Annotated in this window: 1 pseudogene; it reads right to left on the bottom strand. The window is 72.7% G+C overall.

Going from position 1 to position 673, the window contains the following annotated elements:
• Positions 1–579 (bottom strand): annotated as a pseudogene (locus D7W82_RS39795) (mechanosensitive ion channel family protein); the annotation flags it as partial.
• Between the last annotated feature and the right edge of the window lie 94 nt (positions 580–673).

Genomic DNA, 673 nt, shown 5'->3' with positions numbered 1-673 from the left:
CACCCACGCCCCCACGAGCACGACCGCCAGCCCCAGCCACTGCCACGCCTCCAGCACCCACAGCGGGCGCGTGAAGAACACGGGCGGCAGCATCTCCAGCAGCGGCGACCCGTGCTCCTGGAACAGCGTGTCGATGGCGCCCACCGTGTCCGCGCTGAAGACCCACACCGGGCCCCCTTCCGCGTCCACGCGCTCCAGCACGATGTCCTGGGGGCCTCGCGTCGTGGCCACCTGGCCCAGCACCTCGCGGCGGGCGCGCTCCCCGGGGCCCGCCGGCTCCTTGCCGATGCGCGCGAAGTCCAGCCACAGCGTCCGGTCCATCACCACCACCAGCCGCCGCGCCAGCTTCAGCCCCTCCTCCGCCTGCGTCTCCGGAGGCAGCCGCGACAGGTCCAGGTAGTGCGGCGCCCGCAGCCCGTCCCGAGCATGCGCCGCGTCCAGGAACCCCGCCGCCGTCGCCGTGGGCGTGCTCCGGTCCACCTCCGGCGGAGGCGGCGGCAGCCCCGCGTTCAGCGCGAAGGCCCCCACGGGCCCCAACAGCAGCAACATCCACATCCACGGCGGCACGAAACGGCGCACGGCGCTCTCCCAATCTCTATATAATTTGAGGGCAAACAATCACTCTGGGCGGAGGCTGTCCAGCGGTGATGACGCGGAGGGACAAGGGCCGGGC

The sequence above is a fragment of the Corallococcus sp. CA049B genome, from assembly GCF_003611685.1.
Classification (GTDB): Bacteria; Myxococcota; Myxococcia; order Myxococcales; family Myxococcaceae; genus Corallococcus; species Corallococcus coralloides.
Note: the sequence above shows the minus strand (reverse complement) of the source record. Positions and strands in the feature narration are given on the sequence as shown.